This is a genomic window from Meridianimarinicoccus marinus (assembly GCF_040689105.1).
Classification (GTDB): domain Bacteria; phylum Pseudomonadota; class Alphaproteobacteria; order Rhodobacterales; family Rhodobacteraceae; genus Meridianimarinicoccus; species Meridianimarinicoccus marinus.
The window spans coordinates 129,084-148,212 of record NZ_JBFBVU010000008.1 but is presented as its reverse complement, the minus strand read 5'-3'; the positions used below and the strand labels follow the sequence as shown (position 1 = coordinate 148,212).

The 19,129-nt window shown below is 65.0% G+C and carries 17 protein-coding genes; 4 read left to right on the top strand and 13 right to left on the bottom strand.

Translation table 11 applies throughout. From position 1 onward, the window contains the following. Position 1: 1 nt before the first annotated feature. The 4 genes from AB0T83_RS08780 to AB0T83_RS08765 are packed head-to-tail and all read left to right on the top strand — an operon-like array spanning position 2 to position 3,484. Entirely contained in the window at positions 2 to 880 is an 879-nt protein-coding gene (locus tag AB0T83_RS08780; RefSeq protein ID WP_366192667.1) for a metal ABC transporter substrate-binding protein, read from the top strand. After that, on the top strand, positions 877 to 1,761 hold the full coding sequence (locus AB0T83_RS08775) for a manganese/iron ABC transporter ATP-binding protein (protein ID WP_366192653.1): 885 nt from the start codon (positions 877 to 879) through the stop codon (positions 1,759 to 1,761). Before AB0T83_RS08780 ends, AB0T83_RS08775 begins: the two co-directional genes overlap by 4 nt. Further along, positions 1,758 to 2,654: a metal ABC transporter permease gene (locus AB0T83_RS08770; RefSeq protein ID WP_366192652.1), complete on the top strand. Its 897-nt coding sequence runs from the start codon at positions 1,758 to 1,760 to the stop codon at positions 2,652 to 2,654. The genes AB0T83_RS08775 and AB0T83_RS08770 overlap by 4 nt, the downstream gene beginning before the upstream one ends. After that, positions 2,651 to 3,484, top strand: a complete 834-nt coding sequence (locus AB0T83_RS08765) for a metal ABC transporter permease (protein ID WP_366192651.1) — start codon at positions 2,651 to 2,653, stop codon at positions 3,482 to 3,484. The genes AB0T83_RS08770 and AB0T83_RS08765 overlap by 4 nt, the downstream gene beginning before the upstream one ends. A gap of 43 nt (positions 3,485 to 3,527) precedes the next feature. On the opposite strand, the gene AB0T83_RS08760 is transcribed toward AB0T83_RS08765, so the two are convergent. The 13 genes from AB0T83_RS08760 to AB0T83_RS08700 form a co-directional block, all read right to left on the bottom strand. Beyond that, on the bottom strand, positions 3,528 to 5,588 hold the full coding sequence (locus AB0T83_RS08760; protein ID WP_366192650.1) for a TRAP transporter permease: 2,061 nt from the start codon (positions 5,586 to 5,588) through the stop codon (positions 3,528 to 3,530). A 1-nt stretch (position 5,589) separates the two neighbouring features. Continuing rightward, complete coding sequence (locus AB0T83_RS08755) at positions 5,590 to 6,609, bottom strand: TAXI family TRAP transporter solute-binding subunit (protein WP_366192649.1); 1,020 nt, start codon at positions 6,607 to 6,609, stop codon at positions 5,590 to 5,592. 102 nt (positions 6,610 to 6,711) lie between these two features. After that, a complete protein-coding gene (locus AB0T83_RS08750) occupies positions 6,712 to 8,175 on the bottom strand; it encodes an exopolysaccharide biosynthesis polyprenyl glycosylphosphotransferase (protein WP_366192648.1) in 1,464 nt (487 codons plus the stop codon). Positions 8,176 to 8,296: 121 nt separating this feature from the next. Beyond that, positions 8,297 to 9,454, bottom strand: a complete 1,158-nt coding sequence (locus tag AB0T83_RS08745) for a Gfo/Idh/MocA family protein (protein ID WP_366192647.1) — start codon at positions 9,452 to 9,454, stop codon at positions 8,297 to 8,299. Beyond that, positions 9,454 to 10,509, bottom strand: coding sequence for a sugar phosphate isomerase/epimerase family protein (locus tag AB0T83_RS08740; protein WP_366192646.1), 1,056 nt, complete (start codon positions 10,507 to 10,509; stop codon positions 9,454 to 9,456). The genes AB0T83_RS08745 and AB0T83_RS08740 overlap by 1 nt, the downstream gene beginning before the upstream one ends. Before the next feature lie 27 nt (positions 10,510 to 10,536). Continuing rightward, positions 10,537 to 11,589 carry a LacI family DNA-binding transcriptional regulator gene (locus AB0T83_RS08735; RefSeq protein WP_366192645.1) on the bottom strand — a complete coding sequence of 351 codons (1,053 nt, stop codon included), beginning with the start codon at positions 11,587 to 11,589 and terminating at the stop codon, positions 10,537 to 10,539. 7 nt (positions 11,590 to 11,596) lie between these two features. Further along, a complete protein-coding gene (locus tag AB0T83_RS08730; protein WP_366192644.1) occupies positions 11,597 to 13,219 on the bottom strand; it encodes a dihydroxyacetone kinase subunit DhaK in 1,623 nt (540 codons plus the stop codon). Positions 13,220 to 13,231: 12 nt separating this feature from the next. Continuing rightward, the gene (locus AB0T83_RS08725) at positions 13,232 to 14,227 is read right to left on the bottom strand and encodes an ABC transporter ATP-binding protein (protein WP_366192643.1); all 996 of its coding nucleotides are present in this window, start codon (positions 14,225 to 14,227) and stop codon (positions 13,232 to 13,234) included. Next, on the bottom strand, positions 14,220 to 15,317 hold the full coding sequence (locus tag AB0T83_RS08720) for an ABC transporter ATP-binding protein (protein WP_366192642.1): 1,098 nt from the start codon (positions 15,315 to 15,317) through the stop codon (positions 14,220 to 14,222). The genes AB0T83_RS08725 and AB0T83_RS08720 overlap by 8 nt, the downstream gene beginning before the upstream one ends. A 3-nt stretch (positions 15,318 to 15,320) precedes the next feature. Then, positions 15,321 to 15,509: a hypothetical protein gene (locus tag AB0T83_RS08715; RefSeq protein WP_366192641.1), complete on the bottom strand. Its 189-nt coding sequence runs from the start codon at positions 15,507 to 15,509 to the stop codon at positions 15,321 to 15,323. Further along, on the bottom strand, positions 15,506 to 16,444 hold the full coding sequence (locus AB0T83_RS08710; RefSeq protein WP_366192640.1) for a carbohydrate ABC transporter permease: 939 nt from the start codon (positions 16,442 to 16,444) through the stop codon (positions 15,506 to 15,508). Before AB0T83_RS08710 ends, AB0T83_RS08715 begins: the two co-directional genes overlap by 4 nt. A 61-nt stretch (positions 16,445 to 16,505) precedes the next feature. Beyond that, the gene (locus AB0T83_RS08705; RefSeq protein ID WP_366192639.1) at positions 16,506 to 17,453 is read right to left on the bottom strand and encodes a carbohydrate ABC transporter permease; all 948 of its coding nucleotides are present in this window, start codon (positions 17,451 to 17,453) and stop codon (positions 16,506 to 16,508) included. 89 nt (positions 17,454 to 17,542) lie between these two features. Beyond that, positions 17,543 to 18,862, bottom strand: a complete 1,320-nt coding sequence (locus AB0T83_RS08700) for an ABC transporter substrate-binding protein (protein ID WP_366192638.1) — start codon at positions 18,860 to 18,862, stop codon at positions 17,543 to 17,545. Positions 18,863 to 19,129: the final 267 nt, after the last annotated feature.

Genomic DNA, 19,129 nt, shown 5'->3' with positions numbered 1-19,129 from the left:
GATGTCCAAGGCTTTGGTGCTGTGTTGTCTGGCCGTGCCGCTGCAGGCCGATGACAAGTTCAAGGCGGTGACAACCTTCACCGTGCTGGCCGATATGGCCCAGAACGTCGCCGGGGATGCCGCCGAGGTGGTGTCGATCACCAAACCCGGCGCCGAGATTCATGGCTACGCCCCGACCCCGCGCGACATCGTGCGGGCGCAGGATGCCGACCTGATCCTGTGGAACGGGCTGAACCTGGAACTGTGGTTCGAGCAATTCCTGTCGAACCTCGGCGATGTGCCCTCGGCCACGCTGACCGATGGCATTGACCCGATCCCGATCGCCGAGGGCTCCTATGCCGGCAAGTCCAATCCCCATGCCTGGATGGGCGTCGACAACGCGCTGATATACATCGACAATATCGCGGCAGCCTTTGCGACCCACGACCCCGGCAACGCCGACACCTATGCCGCCAATGCGGAACGTTACAAGGCACAGATTACTGAAACGCTGGCGCCGCTGCGCGCCCGCGTCGCCGAGATCCCCGAGGACAAGCGCTGGCTGGTGACCTGCGAAGGCGCGTTCAGCTATCTGGCGCGGGACTTTGGCCTGAACGAGCTCTATCTCTGGCCCATGAACGCCGATCAGACAGGAACGCCGCAACAGGTGCGCAAGGTCATCGACGGGGTGCGCGACAACGCGATCCCGGCGGTGTTCTGCGAAAGCACCGTCTCGGATGCGCCCGCCAAGCAGGTGGCGCGGGAAACCGGCGCGGCCTATGGCGGGGTGCTGTATGTGGACAGCCTGTCGAAAGCCGATGGCCCGGTGCCGACCTATCTGGACCTGCTGCGCGTCACCTCTCAAACCGTGGTGAACGGGCTGACCGGGGGCGGCACATGAGCCTTGCGGAAACGCTCGCCCAGACGGAACCCGCACTGTCCAGCGGCATCTGCGCCCGCGACGTGACGGTGACCTATCGCAATGGCCACACCGCCCTGCGCAATGCCAGTTTCGAGATCCCCACCGGCACCATCGCCGCGCTTGTGGGCATCAACGGCGCGGGCAAATCCACCCTGTTCAAGGCGCTGATGGGCTTCGTGCCCGCCGCCGCCGGCACCATCGAGGTGCTGGGCATGAGCGTCCGGCAGGCGCTGCGCCGCAACCTTGTCGCCTATGTGCCGCAGGCCGAGGAGGTCGACTGGTCCTTCCCGGTGCTGGTCGAGGACGTGGTGATGATGGGCCGCTATGGCCACATGGGGTTTCTGCGGCGTCCGTCGAAGGCCGACCACGCGGCAGTGGATGCCGCCCTGGGCCGGGTCAACATGCGCGAATTCCGCCAGCGCCAGATCGGCGAGCTGTCGGGCGGCCAGCGCAAGCGCGTCTTCCTGGCCCGCGCGCTGGCGCAACAGGGGCAGGTGATCCTGCTGGACGAACCTTTCACCGGCGTCGATGTGAAGACCGAGGATCAGATCATCGCCCTGCTGCGCGAATTGCGCGCAGAAGGCCGGGTGATGCTGGTCTCGACCCACAACCTTGGCTCGGTGCCCGAGTTCTGCGACCGCACCATCCTCGTGAAGGGCACCGTGCTGGGCTATGGCCGCACCGAGGATGTGTTCACCCGCGAAAAGCTGGAACTGGCCTTTGGCGGCGTGCTGCGCCACTTCACGCTGGAGGGCGCCGACCTGCACGACGACGACGATCCGCGCCGCCTGAACGTCATCACCGACGATGAGCGCCCGCTGGTCTTCTATGACGACGACGACGGAGCCGGTCCGCGATGAGCCTGCTGTGGGAGCCCTTCAGCTATGGTTACATGACCAATGCCATGTGGGTCTCGGCGCTGGTGGGCGGGGTCTGCGCCTTCCTGTCGGCCTATCTGATGCTGAAGGGCTGGTCGCTGATCGGAGACGCGCTGAGCCATTCCATCGTGCCCGGCGTCGCGGGCGCCTATATGCTGGGCCTGCCCTTCGCCCTTGGGGCTTTCCTGTCGGGCGGGCTGGCGGCCGGGGCGATGCTGTTTCTGAACCAGCGCTCGGGCCTGAAAGAGGACGCGGTGATCGGGCTGATCTTCACCTCGTTCTTCGGGCTGGGGCTGTTCATGGTCTCGCTCTCGCCGATGTCGGTCAGCATCCAGACCATCACGCTGGGCAATATCCTGGCCATCACCCCCGGGGACACGCTGCAACTGGTTCTGATTGCCGGGGTTTCGCTGACCGTGCTGCTGGCCAAGTGGAAAGACCTGATGGTGGTGTTCTTCGATGAAAGCCACGCGCGGTCGATCGGGCTGCGGCCGGGGCTGCTGAAGGTGGTGTTTTTCACCCTGTTGTCGGCCTGCACTGTGGCGGCAATGCAGACGGTGGGCGCGTTTCTGGTCATCGCGCTGGTGGTCACGCCGGGCGCCACCGCCTATCTGCTGACTGACCGCTTTCCGCGGCTGATTGTATTGTCGGTGGCCATCGGGGCCTCCACCAGCTTTCTGGGCGCCTATGCCAGCTATTTTCTGGACGGCGCCACCGGCGGCATCATCGTGGTGCTGCAAACCCTGATCTTCCTGATCACGTTCTTCGTTGCGCCCAAGCACGGCATGCTGGCCGCGCGCCGCAAGGCCGCCGCCGCGCTGAAGCCGACCCCGGCCCCGCCGGCCGCCGCGCAACGGGTGGAGCCTGCGGAATGATCGACACCCTGCTGCAACCCTTCCAGTTTCCCTTCATGCAGAACGCGTTCTGGATCGCTGCGATCATCTCGATCCCGACGGCGCTGCTGTCCAATTTCCTGGTGCTCAAGGGCTGGTCACTGATGGGCGATGCGGTCAGCCACGCGGTGCTGCCGGGGGTGGTGCTGGCCTATGTCGCCGGCATTCCCCTGATCATCGGCGCCTTTGTCGCTGGCATGATCTGCGCCCTGCTGACCGGGTTTCTGGACACCAACAGCCGGATCAAGCAGGACACGGTGATGGGGGTGGTGTTCTCGGGCATGTTCGGGCTGGGGTTGATCCTGTTCACCAGCATCGAGACCGACCAGCACCTTGACCATATCCTGTTTGGCAACATGCTTGGGGTCGGCGCGCAGGATCTGTGGACCGCCGGGCTGATCTCGGCGTTTGTGGCGCTGATCCTGCTGGGCAAATGGAAGGATCTGCTGTTGCATGCCTTCGATCCGGCACAGGCGCAGGCCAGCGGTTTGCCGGTGAAATGGCTGCATTACGGGTTGCTGTCAATCCTGTCGCTGACCATCGTCGCGACCCTGTCCTCGGTGGGGATCATTCTGGCGATTGCGCTGCTGATCTCACCCGGTGCCATCGCCTTCCTGCTCACCAAGCGGTTCGGGCATATGCTGTGGATCTCGGTCGTGGTGACCCTGATCGCGGCCCTTGGTGGCACCTATGTGTCGTTCTTCCTCGACAGCGCACCGGCGCCGACCATCGTGCTGGGGCTGACGGTGATGTTCCTGCTGGCCTTTGCCCGCAGGCTGGTGCTGACGCACCTGTCGGAACAGCGGGTCTGAAGGCTCTCCGCGCCCGGCCGCAATGGCCGGGCGCGGAGATGGATCAGGCAGCGGCGGCCGCCCGCATGCCACGCACGTTCATGACCAGAAGCCCGATCACCGCCACGGCCCCGGCCATCTGGATCATCGTGGCACCCGGCCAGACGCAGGCCACGCCCGCCACCAAGAGCAGTCCGCGCACCACGGGGCCGACCTTCGCCTCCATGCAGCCCTGCATCCCGGCGGCCAGCGCATAGATGCCCAGCACCGCAAAGCCGAACACCCACAGTGCCGCCCCCCAATCCCCCGACAGAAGCGGGGTATAGGCGAACAGAACCGGCACGATGTAAAGCCCCTTGGCCAGTTTCCAGCTGGCCACGCCCGTGGCCATGGCCGGCGCCTTGGCAATCGCCGCCGCCGTGAAGGCGGCCAGCGCCACCGGCGGCGTGACGTTGCTGTCCTGACTGAGCCAGAAGATGATCATATGTGCCGACAGCAAGGCCGCCAGCGTCACCTCGGGCGGGACGGTCAGATCGCGCAGCGGACCGGCCACTTCCAGCGGCAGGTTGCCGACCAGTTCGCGGGCCGCCTCAAGCGACATCGGGGCGGCAAATTCGGCCATCCGCTCAGGCGCGGCCAGCATCAACACGGCTTGCGCCGCGGGATCCAGCGCCCCTTGCACCAGCGCGTCGATGACGGCCCGGTCGGCGATCATTCCGGCCAAGGCCGGGGCCGACAGGGTGGCCAGCACGATATAGGCCGCCGTCACCGGCAGCCCCATGCCCAGGATCAGGCTGGCCAGCGCCACCAGAAGGATCGCCACCAGAATGTGACCTCCGGCCCATTCGGCGATCATCAGGCTGAAGGTATTGCCGACACCCGCCGTGGCGATGACGTTGACCACAAGGCCCACGGAACACAGCAGCACCGCCGTCATCACCATGTTGCGCGTGCCCAGGGCCAGCGCCTCGATGATGGCGACGGGGCCCATGCGGTTCTGGGTGAACCAGCTGGACACGATTACCGCGACGATGCCGAAGACCGCCGCGTAGGTGGGGGTGAAGCCGCTGACCAGCATTCCGATCAGCAGGGCGATGGGAAAGACAAAGCTGGCGCCGCCCTTGCGGAAGGCCGATCCCAGAGTCTCGCCGTCCGAGGGGATCGGCGGCAGGTTGGTGCGCCGCGCTTCGATCCGCACGAAGAAGGCGACCGACAGGAAATACAGCAGCGCCGGAAGGGCGGCGACCGCCACGATCTTCTCGTAGGGGATCTGGGTGAAGCTTGCCATCACGAAGGCCCCCGCCCCCATGATCGGCGGCATCAGCTGCCCGCCGGTCGAGGCCGCGGCTTCGACCCCGCCCGCGAAGGTGGATTTGAAGCCCGCCCGTTGCATCAGCGGGATGGTAATGACCCCGGTCGAGGCGGTGTTGGCCACGGCCGAGCCCGAGATGGTGCCGGTCAGCCCGCTGGCGATCACCGCCACGATGCCGGGTCCGCCCACCCAGCGGCCCGCCACTGCGCGCGCCAGGGCAATCACGAAATCGCCCGCGCCTGAACGCAACAGGAAGGCCCCGAAGATGATGAAGAGAAAGACATAAGTTGACGAGATTCGTGCGATGGACCCGAACATCGCGTCGTCGCCATAGATCGAGCGGAAGATCACGGTCTCCCAGCTCAGCCCCGAGAAGCTGAACACGCCGCCGACCCAACTGCCCCAGACCGTCACATAGGTGATGGACAGGATGATCAGCGAGGGAATGATCCAGCCGGTCAACCGACGGGTCAGTTCGATCGCCCCAAGGATACAGATGCAAGCTGCGGCCCAGTCCACCGGCGCCAGCTTGACGCCCCGCGCGTAGATGGCGTTTTCCGCAAAGCTCAGGTGCACCGCGGCAATGGCCACGACGGCCCCGAACACCGCGTCGATGGCCTGGCCTGTCGGCGTGCGCCGGCTGCCCTTGGTCATCGGGGTCAGCAGCGCGGCAAGGAAGGCAAAGCAGGCGAAATGCCAGGCGTTCCGCTCAAGCTCCGACACGACGGGGAATACCGCGAGGTAAAGATGCGCCACCGCTACGGTGGCGCAAAAGGCGGTCAGCACATGCTGACCCAGGGTTTTCAAGTCCATCTTACTTGGCGATCAGGCGCTCGGGGATCTCGACCCCGGCTTCCTGATAGTACCGCGCGGCACCGGGGTGCAGCGGCAGCGGCAGACCCGAGATCGCCTTTTCGAGGGCCATCGCCTTGGTCGCCGGATGGATCGCCTGCAGGAACGCGAGGTTCTCGTAGATCGCCTTGGTGATCAGGTAGATGTTTTCTTCCGGAACATCGGCGTTGGTCGCCAGAAAGTTGGGCTGCGCGATGGTGGTCACATCCTCGGCCTGACCCGGATAGGTGCCGGCGGGGATCAGGTATTCGGTCCACAACTCACGCCCGGCATCGGCAGCGGCGCGTTGTTCGGGGGTGAAGTTCAGCAGCGTGACCTTGTCACCCGCCGAGGCCAGCAGCTTGCTGACCGCGCCCACCGGCACACCGGCGGGGGTGCTGATGCCCGAAACCTGGCCGTTCTGCAGTGCTTCGGCCGAGGGGCCATAGCCCGCATGAACCAGTTCGTAATCGGTGTAGATGTCCACCCCGAGCCCGGCCATCAGCGCCGCGTTGGACCCGATGGTGCCCGAGTTCTGGGTGCCAAGCGCCATCGAGTCGCCCTTCAGCGCCACCATATCGGCGACGGTTCCGGTCTCGGCCTTGTCGCTGGCCAGCACGAAGTGTTCCACGTTCTGCCACAGCATGGTGACGGAGCGCAGGTTTTCCTGCACGCCCGAGCTTTCCAGCGGACCGGTACCGGTGGCGGCATAATGGCCGTAGAGACCCTGAAGAATGCCGAACTGGGCCTCGTTTTCGCGCAGCAGGCGCACGTTCTCGCCCGAGCCGGCCGAGTTGATGGCCGACATGCCGATCCCTTCGGTCGGCTGCAGCTTTACCTTCACCAGCGTCGCCAGTGCCACGCCGACCGGATAATAGGTGCCGCCGGTCGAGGCGGTGGCAAGGATGTAGCTGCCTTCTTCGGCCTGCGCCACTGGAGCGGACAGACCGGTGGAAACGGCCAGAGTCAGCGCGGCCGCGGTCGCGCGTGTGAACATGTTCATTCAAGAATCTCCCGGTTGTTCAGCGGGCCGATCCCCGTCGGCCCTTGAGCGAAGACTACGGCGGGCAGGCGGGCAGGCCAACCCCCGAAGGCACTGGACGGTTCAATACGCGCGCCGTGTGTCCAGCAAACTCAGCGGTGTGCGCAAAAGAATGGCGAGGTCCAGCCAGAGCGACCAGTTCTCGATATAGAACAGGTCATGGGCAAACCGGTGGCGCAGGCTTTCGGGGTCATCGACCTCGCCGCGCCAGCCGTGGATCTGCGCCCAGCCGGTGATCCCCGGCGGCAGCCGGTGGCGCGCGGAATAGCCCTGCACGATCTGGGCAAAGCGTTCTTGCCGGCTGGAGCGGGCATCCACCGCATGCGGGCGCGGCCCGACCAGCGACAGCGATCCCTCCAGCACGTTGAACAGTTGCGGCAGCTCATCCAGCGAGGTCTTGCGCAGGATCCGGCCCACGCGCGTCACCCGCGGGTCGCCGCGGGTGACGATCCGGCTGCCACGCGCATCGCATTGATCGGCATACATGGTGCGGAATTTCCAGACCCGGATCAGGCTGTCGTTGAAGCCATGCCGCTGTTGCCGGAAGAAGATCGGGCCGCGACTGTCCAGTCGGATCGCCACCGCCACGGCCAGCATCACCGGCGCAAGGCACACCAGCATCGACGCCCCGAGGGTCAGGTCGAACACGCGCTTGGCCAGACGCCGCTCGGCCCGGAAGGTCGCTGGCAGCAGCGCGGTGCCATCGGGGGCATCGGCGAAGCTGAAATCCTGACTGAAGGCGCTCAGATGCACGGGCACCGGCAGCACCCGGAATTTTTCCAGCAATTGCGCGATCCGTTCTTCCGCCGTGGGCGGCAGGCACAGGATGATCAGGTCAATCTCGGCCATCCGGCAGAACTGCACCAGATCGTCGAAACTGCCGATCTTGGGCACATCCAGAACCACGTCCGGCGCGCGTTTGCCGGTCCGGTCATCGAAAATCCCGCAAATGCGCACTTCGTTGCCGGTTTTCTCGGACAGGCCGCGCACCAGCCGCTCGGCCTCGGGGCCGCCTCCCGCCAGCACCGCACGCCGCGCCGTCAGCCCGCTGGCCACGGCCCAGTCGGCCGCCAGAGACAGACAATACCGAAGCGGCACCAGCACCACCCCAAAAGCGGTCAGCCCGGCCCAGAACACCCCGCCGGGCAGGATATGGCCCAGCCCCGCCACACCCATCGCCACCAAGGCGAGCAGGTATCCCGGCAGGGTACGCGGCAGGCTGCGCCGCGCGTTGACCATCACCCGCAGGGCAAAGCCGCCAAAAGCCGCCGTCAGACCGAGTGCCAGCATCGCCATGCCGATCCCGGCCAGACCGGCCATGCCGGGATGGAACTGCGTCCCCGGGGTGGCAGCGTATTGCACGAACCAGAAGGTGACCGACAGCACCAGCCCTTCGACCCCGGCAGCAATGGCGGCCAGACGGATCGGCGCCAGCGAGGGACGGGCCAGCCCCCTGGCGACCTGCGCGGCAGCGGCACCAAGACCTTCAGAGGGCGGGGGAGCAATGGACAACTCAGGACGCGACATGACAGTTTCCCAGACGACACGGATGGCGCGCAGCCTAGGGGGCAGAGGTTAAACCTTTCTCAGCGCCGGTCGCGGCGGCGCAAACGCGGGCCGGAGAGTCCAATATCCCCGGCCCGACGCACTATTTGTCCAGCGACACCCAGGCCGCGTTGCGTTTGGAACTTTCGACGCAGGCAGCCACGAATTGCACGCCCTTCAACCCGTCCTGAATGGTGGGATAGGTCACCGCCGGATCGGGCCTGTCCCCGTCGCGATGGGCGATGATCGCCTCGGCGGCCTCGCTGTAGATATTCGCGAACCCTTCCAGGTAGCCTTCGGGGTGACCAGGCGGCACGCGGCTCATGCGACCGGCGGCCGCCCCGGCCCCGGCACCGTTGCGGGTGATCAGGCGCTTGGGTTCGCCGAAGGGGGTGAACCACAGGTTGTTGGGATTCTCCTGCTCCCATTCCAGGCCGCCCTTCTCGCCATAGACCCGCAGCTTCAGCGCGTTCTCGTTGCCCGGCGCCACCTGGGAACACCACAGCATCCCGCGCGCGCCGCCCGCATAGCGCAGCATCACATGAGCGTTGTCATCCACCTGTCGCCCCGGCACGAAGGCCTGGATGTCGGCGGCAAGGCTTTCGGCGGTCAGCCCGGTGACGAAACTGGCCAGGTTGAAGGCATGGGTGCCGATGTCACCGGTCGAGCCCCCGGCCCCGGTGCGCGACGGGTCGGTGCGCCATTCGGCCTGCTTGAAGGTCTCGTCCTGCGTCAGCCAGTCCTGCGCGTACTCCACCTGCACCACACGCAGCGCCCCCAGCTCGCCCGCATCGACCATCTCTTTCGCCTGCCGCACCATCGGATAGCCGGTGTAATTGTGGGTCAGGATGAACAGCGCGTCCGAGGCCTCGGCCGCCTTCACCAGCTTCTTGGCATCGGCCAGGGTCGAGGTCAGCGGCTTGTCGCAGATCACATGGATGCCGCGCTTCAGAAACTCGCGCGCGGCGGCATAGTGCACGTGGTTCGGGGTGACGATGGACACCGCCTCGATCCCGTTCTTCAGCCGCGCCTCGCGGATCGCCATCTGCTTGAAGTCGTCGTAGATGCGCGGCAGGCCAAGCGCCTCGCCGCTGGCCTGCGCCTTCTCGGGGGTGGCGGACAATGCGCCGGCCACCAGTTCGAACTTGTCGTCGATGCGCGACGCGATGCGATGCACCCCGCCGATAAAAGCATCATTGCCACCGCCGACCATGCCCAGACGGATCCGGCGGCCAATGTTTTCGTTGCGTCCCGTAACCATCAGTCGATCCCCAGCATCTTGCGGTTGGCCGCTTCGTCGGTGCCGCCGTCGGCGAAATCGTCAAAGGCTTTTTCGGTGACCCGGATGATGTGGTCGGTGACGAACTGCGCGCCCTCCCGCGCGCCATCCTCGGGATGCTTCAGCGCGCATTCCCATTCGACCACGGCCCAGCCGTCGAAATCATTGGCTGCCATCTTGGCGAAGATCGCCGCGAAATCCACCTGCCCGTCGCCCAGGCTGCGGAAGCGCCCGGCGCGGTCCACCCAGCTTTGGTAGCCCGAATAGACGCCCTGCCGCCCGGTCGGATTGAACTCGGCATCCTTGACGTGGAACATGCGAATGCGGTCGCGGTAGATGTCGATGTTGTCGAGGTAATCGAGGCACTGAAGCACATAGTGCGAGGGGTCGTACAGCATGCAGGCGCGCGCGTGATTGCCGGTGCGTTCCAGGAACATCTCGTAGGTCACGCCGTCGTGCAGATCCTCGCCCGGATGGATTTCATAGCAGACATCGACGCCGCACTCCTCGGCGTGATCCAGGATCGGGCGCCAGCGCCGGGCCAACTCGTCAAACGCGGTTTCGACCAACCCAGCGGGGCGCTGCGGCCACGGATAGATATAGGGCCAGGCCAGCGCACCCGAGAACGTCGCATGCGCCCCGATCCCCATGTGGCGCGAGGCGGTCAGCGCCTTCTTCACCTGATTCACCGCCCATTCCTGACGGGCGGCGGGGTTGCCCCTAACCTCGGGGGCCGCAAACCCGTCGAAAGCCGTGTCATAGGCCGGGTGCACGGCCACAAGCTGCCCCTGCAAATGGGTCGACAGTTCGGTCACCTCGATGCCGTTCGCCGCCGCCTGCCCCTTGAATTCGTCGCAGTAGTCCTTGCTGGCGGCGGCCTTGTCCAGATCGAACAGGCGGCCATCCCAACTGGGCACCTGCACCCCTTTGTAGCCGCAGTCCGCAGCCCATTTCGTGATCGCGTCCCACGAGTTGAACGGCGCCTCGTCTCCGGCGAATTGCGCCAGAAACAGGGCCGGGCCCTTGATGGTCTTCATGATGTCTCCTCCCCAATGCTCCGCCCTTCAGGGCGGTGTGTTTTCCTTCAGATGAATGTCGATGCGGATACGCTCCTGCGCGGCGTTGAACGGCACGTCATCGGCGGTGGCCCGCAACAGACGCACGGCCGAGCGTACCAGATGGCCTGCGTCCTGCGAAATCAGCGCGTCGAACAGGCCGCGATGCAAGGCGGCGCGCGACATGGGCGTCAATTCATGGGCGATCACCACCACGTCGCCGCCCAGATCGTTCTCGGACAGGAAGCGGATCAGCCCGGCGTTGCCCGCCGCCGAGGAATAGATGCCGCACAGGTCCGGATAGCTGGCAAAGACCTGTGGCAGCAGCGCCCCGATCAGGTCGGGATCGTCGCGCCCCTCGACCGAGGCGACCACATCCAGATGCGGAAAGTCCCGCGCCATCACCAGATCGAAGCCCTGACGCCGTTCCAGATGGTCGCGCGCCAGCCGCGAGCCGGTGATCACCAGCACCTTGCCCGTCCTCCGTGCGAACCGGCCCATCAACTGCGCCGCCGTCCGCCCGGCGGCGACATTGTCGATGCCGACAAAATGATCCCGGTCCGAGCTGGGCAGGTCCGACACCAGCGTCACCACGGCGATGCCCTTGGCCCGCGCCCGCCGCACCGCGTCGCGCACCGCCGGGGTTTCCGGCCCGAAGACCGCCACCCCGTCGGTCGAGGGACGCTCCAGCCGGTCAAGAATGCGCACGATGTCCTGCGGCTCGAAAGGGGCGGCCTGCCGGACCGAGATCCGGGTCCGTTCGTTGACCAGCTTGCCGGCCTGTTCGGTGATCTGGCTGCGCAGGGCCTGCACGAATTCATTGCGGTTGTCGGGCAGGACGAACAGCAGGTCATAAACCCGCTTGCGCGCCAGATTGGCCGCCGCCGTGTCGCGCACATAGCCCAGTTCGGTGATGGCGTTCTGCACCTTTTCGATGGTCACGCGCCGCACGCCCGGACGTTCGTTCAGAACCCGGTCCACGGTGGCCAGGCTGACCCCGGCCACACGCGCGATGTCGTTGACCGTGGGTTTCTGGGCGGTATGGACGTCCGGTTTCGTCACCCCGAACTCAGCTGCCCATTTCCGCGGCCAGCCCTTCGAACAGCAGCGCGACGGCCTCGGCCCCGGGATCGTTGTGCCCCTTCAGGTTCTCCTCGGGCACATAGGCCGCGCGACCCGCCTTGGCACGGTGGATCGCGGCGGTGCTGTCGGCCCCGGCCCGCGCCGCAGCGGCGGCGGCGGCGATGCCCTGTGGCAAGGCCTCCAGCGCCGGCGCCAGCGCATCGACCATGGTGCGGTCGCCGACCTGTGCGCCGCCCACCTGCGACACCCGCGTCAACCCATCAACCAGCGCCCGCGGCACCGGCGCGCCCTTGGCGCAGGCATCCCCGGCGGCGTTGAAATAGATCGCCAGGATCACCCCGGAGGAGCCGCCCATGGTCTGGCTCAACGCGTTGCCAAGCGCCGGGAACAGTTGCGTCAGATCGGCCAGCGGCATCCCCCCCAATCCCTGCTTCAGCGCCCGCGCCGCCGTCGCCAGGGTCGAACCGGTGTCGCCATCGCCGGATTTCGCGTCCAGCTCGTTCAGCTTGCCCTCGGCCCCGACCAGCAGATCGCAGACCCGTTCGATGATCGCCTGGGTGCGCGGATTGTCCGACGGGATCGGCTTGATCGGGGTCAGACCGTCGGGCAGCGGGGTGACCCGGATCGGCACCAGTTCGGCCATCCCCGGCCAGGCCGGCAGGCTGACCGGGGCGGCCAGCGCCTGCAGTTCGGCTTCGGTCGCATCCAGCACCGAGACCGAGAACCCGTGCATGTCGAGCGAGGTCATCAGCGGCGCCGGGCCGATCAGATGGCCCACCGCGCCGCTTTCGGTCAGCGCATGGGTCAACACCGACATTTCCAGCGGCGTGGTCGAGCCCAGATTGTTGACCAGCGCCACCTTGTTGGCGCCGCCCAGTCGCGGGCGCAGCTTGTCGATCACCGTGTCCATGGCGTGCATGGCGGTGGAGAATTCCACCTGCTCGACCCCCGGCTCGCCGTGGATGCCCAGCCCCAGTTCGGCCTTGCCCGGCGCGATCCGGTCTTCCTTGGGCGAGCCGGGCACCGTGCAGGTGTCCAGGCTCATGCCGATGCTGGCCACCCGGCCGATCACGTCGCGCGCGGCGGCTGCGACAGGGGCCAGATCGGCCCCGGCTTCGGCCATCGCCCCGGCGATCTTGTGCACGAACAGCGTGCCCGCCACGCCGCGCGGTTGCGGCAGATCCGGCAGCGCCACGTCATCATCGACCACGACCATCTCGACCTTGCGGCCAAGCGCCCGTGCCCGTTCCGCCGCCAACCCGAAATTCAGCCGGTCGCCGGTGTAGTTCTTGACGATCAGCAAACAGCCCGCCGCCCCCGTCACCGCTAGAATGCCCGCCAGTACCGCGTCCACCGAGGGCGAGGCAAAAACCTCGCCACAGACCGCCGCCGTCAGCATCCCCTTGCCCACAAACCCCGCATGGGCCGGTTCATGGCCCGAGCCACCGCCCGAGATCAGCGCCACCTTGGTGCGATCCCAGTCAGACCGGTACACCACCTTGATGTGCGGATAGCCATCCAGCCGCGACAACGCCCCGCCGGAGCCTGCCAGCAGGCCGTCGATGGCCTCGGTCACCAGATTTTCCTTGGCGTTCAGAAACTGTGCCATGTCTGTCCTCCCTCAGAAGATGCGGGCGCCATCGGCGCTGAAATACAGCGGCGCCTGCGGGCTGATCTTGATCGTGGTGTCGGCGGTATAGTCCTCATGCGCGTCGATCACCGTGGTGATCGCATGGCCGCGCAGCTCCAGATGCAGCCGGGTCTGGTCGCCCAGATGCTCGGACCGGATCACGCGGGCCTCGACGCCCTCGCTGCCCTCGCGGATGTTCTCCGGGCGCAGCCCGATCAGCGGCCCCTTGTGGCTTCCGGCAAACAGATCCGACGGCAGAACGTTGATCCGGGGCGAACCCAGACGGCTGGCCACATAGATGCTGGCGGGATTTTCATAGACCTCGCGCGGGGTGCCGTACTGCACCAGACGGCCCTCCTCCAGCACCCCGATATGGGTGGCCATGGTCATCGCCTCGATCTGGTCATGGGTCACATAGAGCAGGGTCGACCCCAGATCCGCATGGATGCGCTTCAGCTCCACCCGCAGGTCGGCGCGCAGCTTGGCATCCAGCGAGCTCAATGGCTCGTCCATCAGGTAGATCGACGGGTCGCGCACCAGCGCCCGGCCGATGGACACGCGCTGCATCTCGCCGCCCGACAGTTCGGTCGCCTTGTTGTCCAGCTTGTGCGGGATCTGCAGCACCTCGGCGATGCGCCGCACCTTTTCGGTCACCTCCGCCTCGGGCGTCTTCAGGATGGGCGAGCGCAGCGGGAACGCCAGATTGTCCCGCACCGTCATATGCGGGTAAAGCGAATACTGCTGGAACACCATCGCCACGTCGCGCTGCGCCGGGGTCTCGGTCCCGACATTGCGCCCGCCGATGGTGATCTGCCCCTTGTCGAGCTTTTCCAGCCCCGAAATCAGCCGCAGCGTGGTGGTCTTGCCCGCCCCTGTCGGCCCCAGCAACACCACGAAGGCGCCGTCGGCAATGGTCATGGTGATGTCGCTGACCGCCTGCGTCTTGCCGAACGCCTTGGAGATCCCTTCCAGCGTGACCTCAGCCATGGGACAGCACTCCTTCATTCAGGGACGAGCGCAACGCCCGCCCGCTGCCGCGATCGAACAGGGTGACGGCTTCGGATTTGAACTCCAGCCCAACATGGGTGTCGGGCTGCACGTTCGTCGCCGCACTGATCCGCGCCTTGATTTCGCCGTTGGCGGTTTCCAGCGTCAGGATCTGGGTGGTGCCCAGATATTCGGTGGCCAGCACGCGGGCGCGGTAATCGCTGGCGTCGGAGAGCCGCACATGTTCGGGGCGCACCCCGAAGACCAGATCACCCTCGGCCCCCTCGCGCAGCGCCGGCACCTGGGTGTCATGGCCGTTCAGCACCACATGGGTCGCCCCCGGCCCGACCTGGCCCTTGAAGTCGAGGAAGTTCATCGACGGCGAGCCGATGAAATTGGCCACGAACATGGTGGCGGGTTTGTCGTAGATCTCCTGCGGGGTGCCGAATTGCTCCACCACCGCGTTGTTCATGACCACGATCTTGTCGCCCATCTGCATCGCTTCAAGCTGATCGTGGGTGACATAGACCGTGGTCGCCCCCATGCGGTCGTGCAGGGCGCGCAATTCCTCGGCCATATGTTCGCGGAACTCGGCGTCCAGCGCGCCCAGCGGCTCATCCATCATGAACGCCTTGGGCTCGCGCACGATGGCCCGCCCCAGCGCCACGCGCTGACGGTCGCCGCCCGACAGCCCGCCCACCGGCTTGTCAAGGATATCCTCGATGCCGAGGATCTTGGACACTTCGGCCACCTTCTCGCGCACCTTGGCGCGCGACATGCCCTGCGAGACCAGCGGATAGCTCATGTTCTTGCGCACGTTCATATGCGGGTACAGGGCGAACATCTGAAACACGAAGGCGATGTCACGCTCGGACGGAGGCCGCTGGCTGATCTCCTCGCCGTCGAGGAAGATCTCGCCGGATGTGGGCAGCTCCAGCCCCGCGATCATGCGCAACGTCGTGGTCTTGCCGCAGCCCGACGGCCCCAGCAGCATGAAGAACTCACCGTCCTCGATGGTGAAGGAACTCTCCCGCACGGCGGTGAAATCGCCGAAATTCTTCTGGAGGTTCCGGATGACGATCTGGGCCATGGGTTACTCCGGGAAGTGGCTGACGACGATGAACATCACCGTGCCCACCAGCGTGACGATGAAGGAATAGGTGAAGGCCCACAGCACGAAGGGTTGCATCAACATGAAGACCCCCAGGGCAATCAGGATGGTGGCCAACATTTCCCAGGGACCGCGGCGCAGGCGCATCAGGCCGGTAAAGAACTGGATCATTTGCGAACCGCTCCGAAGGTGATCCCACGCAGCAGATGCTTGCGCAGCAGGATGGTGAAAATCATGACCGGCAGCAGGAAGATGGTCGCGCCAGCCGCCACCGCGGGCCAGTCCAGCCCGCCAATGCCGATGATTGTGGGGATGAAGGGGGGTGCTGTCTGCGCCGTGGCCGAGGTCAGCAGCACCGCGAAGGCATATTCGTTCCACGCGAAGATCAGGCAGAAGATCGCGGTCGAGGCGATGCCGGTGGCCGCCTGCGGCAGCACCACCTTGTAGAAGGCCTGGAACCGCGTGTAGCCGTCGATCAGCGCCGCTTCTTCGTATTCGCGCGGGATCTCGTCGATGAAGCCCTTCAGCAGCCAGACCGCCAGAGAGATGTTCACCGCCGTATAAAGCAGGATCATCCCCAGATGCGTGTCCGACAGCCCCAGCTTGCGATACATCAGGAAGATCGGGATCGCGACGGCGATGGGGGGCATCATCCTTGTACTGAGGATGAAGAACAGCAGATCGTCGGCCAGGGGGATCTTGAACCGACTGAAGGCATAGGCCGCCAGCGTGCCCAGGAAAATCGACAGGAAGGTCGAGCCGAAGCCGATGATGACCGAGTTCAGGAAGCGTTCGCCGAATTTCGACGGCCCGACGATGACCATGTCGTACTTGCGCACGATGTCGTCGGCCCAGTTCTGCGGCGGGTTCTCGGCCAGGAATTCCTGCGTCTGCCGGGTGCGGGTGGTGAACAGGTTCACATAGCCTTCCAGCGTCGGCTCGAAAATCGCCTTGGGCGGATAGCTGATCGAATCCGCCGGAGATTTGAACCCGGTCATCAGGATCCAGACCAGCGGCAGCATGGTGATCAGCGCGTAGGTGATGACCAGTGTGCCTGCCAGCCATTTCGACCGGTTCGACGGTGTGGTGACGGAAAAGCTGCTCATGACGAGGACACTTTCGATGCAGGAAGGCCGGGGCGGAACGCGGGGTTGGGGACGGACATGCTCACCGCTCCTTCACCTTGTTCAGCGCCTTGACATAGATCGAGGCCAGCCCGAACACGGTCACGAACAGGATGATCGCATAGGCCGAGGCATAGCCGGTGCGCCACTTCTCGAAGGCCTCGCGTTTCAGGTTGATCGAGGTCAGTTCCGTGGTGGAGCCGGGACCGCCGCCGGTCAGCTGCACCACAAGATCGAACATCTTGAAGTTCTCGATGCCCCGGAACAGCACCGCCAGCATCAGGAAAGGCAGCACCATGGGAATGGTGATGGTAAAGAACTGGCGCAGCTTGCTGGCCCGGTCGATCTCGGCGGCTTCATAGATATAGTCGGGGATCGACCGCAGCCCGGCCAGACAGATCAGCATCACGAAGGGCGTCCACATCCAGGTGTCGACGATGACGATGGACCAGGGCGCCAGATTGACCTGCCCCAGCATCTGGAAGCTGGACGGATCCTTGCCCGAGAAGAAGGCCACGATGTAATTGAACAGGCCGATCTGCGGCTGGTACAGGAATTTCCAGAAGTTCCCGACCACCGCCGGCGACAGCATCATCGGCAGCACGATGATCGTGGTCCACAGATCGTTGCCCTTGAATTTCTTGTTGATCAGCCACGCCAGCGTGAAGCCGATCAGCACCTGGAAGAAGATCGTCCAGAACAGGAAATGCGCCGTGGCCTGCATGTTCAGCCAGATGTCATTGTCGGTCAGGATACGCTCGTAGTTGCGCAGCCCGATGTTCTTGACCTCGCGCCCGATGCGGTTCGCCTTGAAATCGGTAAAGCTCAGCTGGATGGTCCAGATCAGCGGAAAGATGTTGATCGCCAGCAGCAGGAAAATCGTCGGCGCCACGAAGATCCAGGCGATGGCCCGGTCGGACAGACCCTTGATTTTGCGCGCAACTTTCGGGGGCGTTGCCGTGGCAACGCGGTCTATGGTCCGCTCGGACATGGGAAAACTTCCGATTTTTTATGAGGTTCGGCGCAAAGGGCCGAAGGTCGTGTCGGAAGCAGGCCGAAGCCTGCTTCCGGGGTCTGGTGTCAGAGCTTGCCTTCGTCCTCGAAGACCTCGGTCCAGTCTTCGATCAGCAGGTCAAGCGCCTCTTGCGCGGTGCCCTGATCGGCCACCACATAGTCGTGGATACGCTTCTGCATCGCCAGCAGCAGTTCGGCATAGGCCGGCTCCTGCCAGAAGTCCTGCACCGCGCCCATGGCTTCCAGGAAGTCGCCGGCAAACGGCTGGCTGTCCACGAAGCCCGGATCGTTCAGCACCGAGTTGTGCGCCGAATAGCCGCCCAGTTCCCACCACTTGGCCTGAACCTCGGGCTGCGCGAACCACTGGATGTATTCCAGCGCCGCATCCTGCTTGTCGGAATAGGACACCACCGAGATGCCCTGCCCGCCCAGCGTCGAGCCGGCCTGGTTCTGCGGCGGGTTGACGAAGAAGTCGATCTTGTCGCCGCCGGTGTTGGGATCGGCGTAGAGGCCGGGGAAGAAGGCGAACCAGTTCATCGCCATGGCGACCTGGCCCGATTTGAAGGCGTCCAGGCTCTCGCCCATGTACGAGTTGGTATAGCCCGGCGGCGTCGCGGTCTCGTAGAACTCCTTGTAGAATTCCAGTGCCTCGACAGCCTCGGGCGAGTTGACCGCCCCTTCCATGTCATAGGATCCCGGCGTGTTCTCGTATTTGAAGCCCCAGGGATACAGCGCCCCGGTGACGCCCATGGTGATCCCTTCCGAGCCGCGCTCGGTGAAGATCGCCGCGCCATAGACCTTCTTGCCGTCGATCTCGCGGCCCTGGAAGAATTGCGCGATCTCCAGCAGTTCCTTCTGGGACTGCGGCTCGCCCAACTCGCGGCCGGTAGCCTCCAGGAATGCGGCGCGGATGTCTTCGCGCGCGAACCAGTCCTTGCGATAGAACCAGCCGTTGGCATCGCCCATGGCGGGCAGTGCGTAATAGTTCGGCGTGCCCTTGGGCCAGGTCGAATAGGCGTAAACGGTGGCCGGCGCGAAATCGTCCATCGAAATGCCGTTGGCATCAAAGAAGTCGTTCAGCTTGACGTAGTGCCCGTTCTCGGCCCCGCCGCCGATCCACTGGCTGTCACCGATCAGAAGATCGCACAGCTTGCCACCCGAGTTAAGCTCGTTCAGCATCCGGTCCGCGAAATTCGGCCAGGGGACGAATTCGAAATTCATCGTGTGGCCGGACTCGGCCTCGAATTCCTTGGACAGTTCCACCAGCGCGTTGGCCGGATCCCAAGCGGCCCAGCACAAGGTCAGATCATCCGCTTGTGCAAGCGACGTGATCGAGGATGTGCACAGCGCAATCGCGCTGGCCGAAACCAGTTTCTTGTAAGACATCCATTCCTCCCCATTTTTATCTCGCCGGCGACCGTGGATGGCGAATCGCTGGATAGGTTCACGGTACGAGAGCCTGATCCAATCCGTAAAGAAAAATTTGAGGTTCGTACCTCAAAAAACAAACTTCCGTTGTTTTCATTGTATTTTTCATGCTTTCGGGCTGCCCGTGCAAAGCGCCGGCCCGGCCCCGCCTGGCTCCCGCGACCTGCGCGTTGCCGCTCCACAGGCGGGGTGAATCGCCCGGCCTTCCTCCCGAATCGAATCCCT